This window comes from Alteraurantiacibacter aquimixticola, from assembly GCF_004965515.1.
GTDB classification, from domain to species: Bacteria; Pseudomonadota; Alphaproteobacteria; order Sphingomonadales; family Sphingomonadaceae; genus Alteraurantiacibacter; species Alteraurantiacibacter aquimixticola.
The window spans coordinates 932984-939366 of sequence record NZ_SSHH01000002.1 but is presented as its reverse complement, the minus strand read 5'-3'; the positions used below and the strand labels follow the sequence as shown (position 1 = coordinate 939366).

The window sequence follows — 6383 nt, the reverse complement described above, 5'->3', positions numbered from 1 at the left end:
ATGCCGAGCATCACGCCCACCGGTTCGCGCAGGGCCATGGCGATGGTGCCTTCGTGATCGGAGGGGATAACCTCGCCCGAAATCTGCGTGGTGATCGCTGCTGCTTCGCGGACCATCCCGGCGGCCAGGCCCAGGTTGAACATGGCCCAGCCCGCCGTCGCGCCGATTTCCCCCATCATCGCGGCGACGAAATCGTCCTTCTTCGCCATCAGCGCATCGGCGGCCTTGTTCAACACCGCGCGGTGGGCATTGGGGCCCAGCTTCGACCACTCGGCAAAACCGGCCTGCGCCCTGGCGGCGATTGCGGGAATATCGCCCGGCTGCATTGCCTCGGCACTGGAGGCGACATCGCCGGTCATCGGGTTCAGGCGGGTGAATTCCATGGGTGTGTTCCTCTCGCTTGTCGCTATTCCAGTATCCAGTGAGCGCTCAGCCCACTTGCTCCGGCTTCGTCTGCATTTCCCCGGATAACGGCTTTTTGCGGACCACTTCCAGTCCAAAACCAGCAAGACCGGTCAATTTCCTGCGTCGTTAGTAGCTCAGAGCTCGGCCAGTACCTGCGCGCCGGGACCGTGATCGGCGACTTCGCCAATGCATTGTTGCAGCAGCCCGGACCGGAGCCGGCCTGACCAGCGTGCTGCCCTTGTGGGTTGCCAGCGGAAAGGGCTCGGTGCGGTCGCTGCCACCAAGTCATGGTGAGCCTTCTTGAGCGACCACTCTCGGGAAAGGCCCGGCTTCGAAGCCGCTCAACAATTCCGCTCCACCAGTCCGTCAACGACTCTCCATAATCATCCTTCCAGACATATTAATGAGAATCAGTTGCATTAGCAATTCGATCTGTTAGAGCGCCGCTCGAATCAGATTGGAGATGCATCGATGGACCCGATTACCCACTTCCTTCTCGCCACCGCCGCCGCAGGTGCGGTCGCTGCCAGCGATGACCAGCCGCGTGACGAGATCGTGGTAACGGGCGTACGCTCGGAAGGGCGCGAGGATTATGGGGTAGAGGAACAGCGCACCGCCTTTCGCCTGCCGCTGAGCCAGAAGGAAACGCCGCAATCGGTCAGCGTCGTGACCCGCGCGCAGATCGAGGATTTCCAGCTCAACGACGTGAACCAGCTGCTGACCACCGTGCCTGGCGTCAGCGTTCTCGCCGCGGAAACCGACCGCGTCTATTACTCGGCGCGCGGCTTCGACATCCAGACCTTCCAGATCGACGGTGTAGGCCTGCCCTTCGCTTTCGGCATCCAGACCGGCTCGATCGACACCGCGATCTATGACCGCATCGAGGTTGTGCGCGGCGCGCCGGGACTGCTCTCGCCCACCGGCAACCCGTCGGCATTGGTCAACTTCGTGCGCAAGCGCCCCTATCGCGACTTCGATGCGGGTGCGGCCGCGCAATACGGATCCTTCGATCACTTGCGTTTCGACGCCGATGTCAGCGTGCCGATCACCTCGGACGGCAGCGTGCGTGCGCGCGGGGTCGGAGCTTATCTCGACACGGACAGCCATCTCGACCGCTACAAGCTCAAGCGCTGGACCGGCTACGGTATTGTCGAGGCCGACCTGGGCGAGGATACGGTGGTCAGCGTCGGCTATGCGCACCAGGACCACCAGAGCAGCGGCGCGCAATGGGGCGCCGTGCCGCTCACCTATACCGATGGCACGCGCGTCGAATTCGACCGCTCCGACAGCACCGGCCCCGAATGGGCGGGATGGGGCGTGATCGACCGGCAGATCTTCGGCGACATCACCCACGACATCGACGACAACTGGTTCGTGCGCGCCACCGTAATGCGCCGCGCCGCGAGCGAGGCCGACGAACTGTTCTACGTCTATGGCAATCCCGATCGCGAGACCGGGCTCGGCATCTTCAGCTACCCGGGCAAGTTCTCCGGCGAGACGCGCAACCTGACGTTCGACGCGCATATCGGCGGCAAAGTCACCGTGGGCGGGCGGGAGCATGACGTGATGCTGGGTGCGGTGCGCGGCGACCAGGAGTACGTGCAGTCATCGGCCTACGACTACTCGGTTGTCGGCCTCTCCGTGCCCCTGTCCGAACTGTTCGACGGCACTTTCCCGCGCCCCGACTTCCCGGAGCTTGAAGAAAGCCTCACCATCGATTCCGTGCGAGAGAGCATCTACGGTCTCGTCCGCCTCAATCCGGCGGACGCCTTCAAGATCATGGTCGGCGGCAGCTATTCGCATGCCAGCAGCGAAGGTGTGTCCTATGGCGCGCCGCAGGATTTCGACGAGAGCAAGTTCCTGCCCTTCATCGGCGCTACACTGGAACTGACGCCGTCGATTTCAGCCTACGCAAGCTATGCGACGATCTTCAACCCGCAGACCGAATTCGATGCCGACAATCAGTTGCTCGATCCGGTCACGGGCGACAATATCGAGGCGGGCTTGAAGGGCGAATGGATGGGTGGTCGTCTGTTTGCCAGCGCTGCCGTCTTCCGCGCCAACCAGAAGAACACCGCCGAAGCGGCGGGCTTCGATGCGGATCTCGGCCGCTCGATCTATGCCGGTGTCGATGCGAAGTCCGAAGGCGTCGAGTTCGAGATCGCCGGAAGCCCGGTCGAAGGCCTGCAGCTGACGGGCGGCTTCTCCGCCATGCGCGTCCGCGGTGAGGATGGGGAGCCGGCGCGCACCTTCGTTCCGCGCCGCACCGCTCGCTTCAACGCCGTGTGGTCGCCCCAAGCGCTCGCGGCGCTGAAGCTGGGCGCATCGCTGCAATATCAGAGCGACTTCTACTTCGAACCCGGCAGCGTGTCGGTGACGACCGGCGATCCAATCCGCATCGAGCAGGGCGGCTATGCGCTGCTCGACCTGATGGCGCGTTACGACGTGTCGGACAATATCGGGCTGTCCGTGAATGTGCGCAATGTGACCAATGCACGCTACCTGTCCTCGCTGACTTACGAGCAGAGCTATTACGGCGCGCCGCGTTCGATCATCGGTACGATCAGCGTCGGCTTCTGAGGTGATCGCGCTCCCCCTCTTGCTGCTCCTTCCCGCCGTGGCGCTGCTGCGCGCGGGCTGGGGCGGCGACCGCCGCCTGGCCTATGCCGGTTGGGCGCTGGGCGCGGTCTCGCTCGTCTGGTTGGGCGTGCTGGAGGGAGCCTGGGGCGTCGCGGTGGGTTTCACCCTCGCGATAGGTGCGGCGCTGGTGCCGGTGCTCTACGCCGCTGCCGTTTCTCCAGCGCGGGCGAGGCGCGATGCCAAGGACCCGGCGATTGCACTGACTTCTGACGGCGCAGCGATCGGACGCCGCCTGCTCGTCTTCCTGCTGGTGGTGCCGGTGTCCTTCCTCGCCGCACAATGGTTCGCCTTTACCCTGAACGCATTGATGAAGGGCGATGCGCCGCTGGAAGCCAATTCGGTCGCTACCGCTTTCATGGTGCAGCCGATCGTCTGGACGGGCCTGATGGCCTGGCAGATGTGCCAGCGCGGCCCGGTTGACATGATCAAACCGCCCTTGCTCATCGCGGCGCTGGGCGCATTGCTATGGATCTTCGCATGAGTGCTGCCGCCAAGGACCAGACCCTCGTCCAGCGCGCCTTGTCGGGTCACGCCGCGCTCGGCCTGCTGGCGGGTGCGCTGATCTATCTCATCGCGCTCACCGGAACGATGGTGGTCGTGCTGGAGAAGTGGCAGCGCTGGGAGCAGCCGAATATCGCCGAGAGCATCGTGCTCTCGCCCGAGGCGGCGCAGGCTTCCATCCCCAATGTGCTCGCACGAGAGAGCGAGGCCCCTGCGACCGAGCATCTCTATATCCGCATGCCGACCGAGGACCTGCCTCGCGCAGTCGTCACCACCGACAACAAGGCCTGGTATGTCGACGGTGAGGGCGAAGTGGTCGGCCGGGAGGCGCATACTTGGACCGAATTCGTCGCCGCGCTGCATATCAACCTGACGCTGCCGATCGTGTGGGGCATGATCCTGGTCGGCGTGCTGGGTGTGGTGCTTGCCGCCCTGCTGGTGACGGGCGTTCTGGCCCATCCGAAGATATTCAAGGACGCCTTCCGCCTCCGCTCGCGCCACGATCCGCAACTGGCGCGCGCGGACTGGCACAACCGGCTGGGCGTCTGGACGCTGCCTTTCGCGCTGGCGATCTCCCTGACAGGCGCTTTCATCGGCCTCAGCTATACTGGCGCTGGCACGCTGGCCTACGCCCATACGGATAGCGATCTCGATCGGGTCTACTCCACCATCTTCGGCGACGAGCCCGAGCACGATCCCACGTCTGCGCCGATGGCCAACATCGCCCGCGCAATGGAGACGGTGGCGGAGCGTTTCCCCGAAACCTTCCCGACCTATGTCGTGGTCCACGACCCGATGACCGAAGGCCAGTTCGTCCAGATCATCGCCGAACATCCGCGCCGCCTGATCTATGGCGAGGTCTACAGCTTCAACGGCGCGGGCGACTATCTCGGCAAGGTCGGCACTTCGGACGGCGAAATCGGGCGGCAGGCAGCTGCCTCGACCTACAACCTCCACTTCGGCAACTATGCCGGGCTTCCCGTGGAACTGGCCTATATCGCCTTCGGCCTGGCGCTGTGCGTCATCACCTCGACCGGCACGACGCTGTGGCTGCGCAAGCGCCGCCGCAAGGGCCTGCCGACCGAGCGGATGGCCGCAGCCTGGACGGTTACGATCTGGGGCATTCCGCTGGCATTGCTGGCCATGGCCTGGCTGCGCTTCCTTGGCGGGCCGGACGTGCCCTTGGTGGCCAGCTTCTGGGGGCTGTTGATCGCCGGCCTGCTTGTTGCTGTCCTGCGGCCTTCAAGCATGGCGGACGACTTGGTCCGCCGTGCTCTCGGCATTGCCATGTTGGTGAGCGCCCTTGTTCACGCCACATGGTTCTGGAACGCTCCGATAGAGAACCTCTTGCTCGATGTAGCGATAGCGATCATCGGCCTCATCATCTGGCGGCCGAAGTTGCGCGACACCGCTGCGCTCGCGGCCTAGCTGTTCTCCCAGCCGCCGCCCAGTGCCCGGAACAGGTCGATCTGCGCGCTGGAAACCGCAGCATCCTGCGCGGCGAGTTGCGCTGTGGCTTCGGCCAGTGTGCGTTCGGCGTCGAGCTGTTCGAGCGAGTTGATCGCGCCCTCGCGCTGTTGTGCCCGGGTGATGCGGGCGGCGCGCTCTGCCTGTTCGCGTGCGGAGGAAAGAACGCGGCGGCGTTCCAGCGCATTGCTGTAATTGGACAGCGCCGTCTCGGTCTCGCCCAAGGCGGACAGGACCGTGCCGTCAAAAGCGGCGAGCGCCTGCTGCGTCTCCGCCTCCGCCGCTGCAATGCGCGCGCGGGCGGGTTCCTGATTGGGGAAGGCCCAGTCGATCAGCGATCCCGCCAGCCAGCGCAGCGGACCGCCGGTGAAGAGGTCGCCCAGGCTCGGCCCGGTCGCGCCGATGGAAGCGCCTAGCGTGATGCGCGGATAGAGGTCAGCGGTGGCCACCCCTATCCGTGCCGTATTCGCCGCCAACTGCCTTTCGGCCGCGCGGATATCGGGCCGGCGGGCGAGCAGCTGCGCCCCGTCGCCGACGGGTATCGCTTGTTCCACCTCAAGCGCTATGCTGCGCTCCCCGGCAATGGCGGGCAGTTCCGACGGCGCGCGGCCGGTCAGCGTGGCAAGGCGGAAAAGCGCTGCATTGCGTCCGGCCTGTAGCGAAGGGATCTCCGCCGCGCGCTGGTCACGCAAAGCGGCGACGCGGGCCACGTCGAGCCCGCTCGAAAGCCCGGCATCGTGCCGCCTTTCGGTGAGGGCCAGCGAACGGTCGAGCAGGGCAACGATATCTTCGGCCACGCGCAAACGTGCCGCGCCCGATGCTGCATCGGCATAGGCGCGGGTGGTTTCCGCCACCACGATCACCCGCACCGCATCGGCATCGGCCTGACTGGCGGCAAGGTCGGCTCGTGCCGCTTCGATACCGCGCCCGACGCGGCCGAAGAGGTCCACTTCATAGGCGACGCTCAGCCCGGCATCATGCGTCCAGCCGTCGCGGTCGGCGCCCGGCGCGACCTGCGTTTCAGGAACGCGGCCATAATTCGATCCGGCGGAGATACCTGTCTGCGGCAGGCGCCCGGCATTCGCGCCGCGCAGGCCTGCGCGGGCGCGATCGATCCGGGCAAGGGCCTGGCGGATATCGGTATTGGCGGCCAGCGCCTCCTCCACCAGCCCGTCCAGCACGGGATCGTCATAGAGCCGCCACCAGTGGGCGGGCAGCGGCGCGGCGGCGAAGGCCGGGTCGTCTGCGGAAATGAAGGGGCCGGACGCCGTCGGGGGTGACGAGTGGGGGGTGACATAGTCCGGCCCCGCCGCGCACCCCGAAAGGGCGAGCGCGGAAAGCGATGAAAGGAGGATGCGGTTCGTGATCAT

5 protein-coding genes are annotated in these 6383 nt (G+C 65.6%); 3 read left to right on the top strand and 2 right to left on the bottom strand.

All coding sequences use genetic code 11. From position 1 onward, the window contains the following. On the bottom strand, positions 1-383 hold a 383-nt coding region (locus E5222_RS10915), incomplete at its 3' end, for an aldehyde dehydrogenase family protein (protein WP_136693765.1). A 493-nt stretch (positions 384-876) separates the two neighbouring features. Here E5222_RS10915 and E5222_RS10910 point away from each other — a divergent pair. From E5222_RS10910 to E5222_RS10900, 3 genes are read left to right on the top strand one after another with little or no spacing between them, the layout of a single operon-like run. After that, positions 877-2985, top strand: a complete 2109-nt coding sequence (locus tag E5222_RS10910) for a TonB-dependent siderophore receptor (protein ID WP_136693764.1) — start codon at positions 877-879, stop codon at positions 2983-2985. Position 2986: 1 nt separating this feature from the next. Continuing rightward, positions 2987-3526: a hypothetical protein gene (locus E5222_RS10905; protein ID WP_136693763.1), complete on the top strand. Its 540-nt coding sequence runs from the start codon at positions 2987-2989 to the stop codon at positions 3524-3526. Then, on the top strand, positions 3523-4974 hold the full coding sequence (locus E5222_RS10900; RefSeq protein ID WP_246021700.1) for a PepSY-associated TM helix domain-containing protein: 1452 nt from the start codon (positions 3523-3525) through the stop codon (positions 4972-4974). The genes E5222_RS10905 and E5222_RS10900 overlap by 4 nt, the downstream gene beginning before the upstream one ends. Here E5222_RS10900 and E5222_RS10895 read toward each other — a convergent pair. After that, positions 4971-6383: an efflux transporter outer membrane subunit gene (locus E5222_RS10895; protein ID WP_136693761.1), complete on the bottom strand. Its 1413-nt coding sequence runs from the start codon at positions 6381-6383 to the stop codon at positions 4971-4973. The two genes, E5222_RS10900 and E5222_RS10895, sit on opposite strands and share 4 nt — an antisense overlap.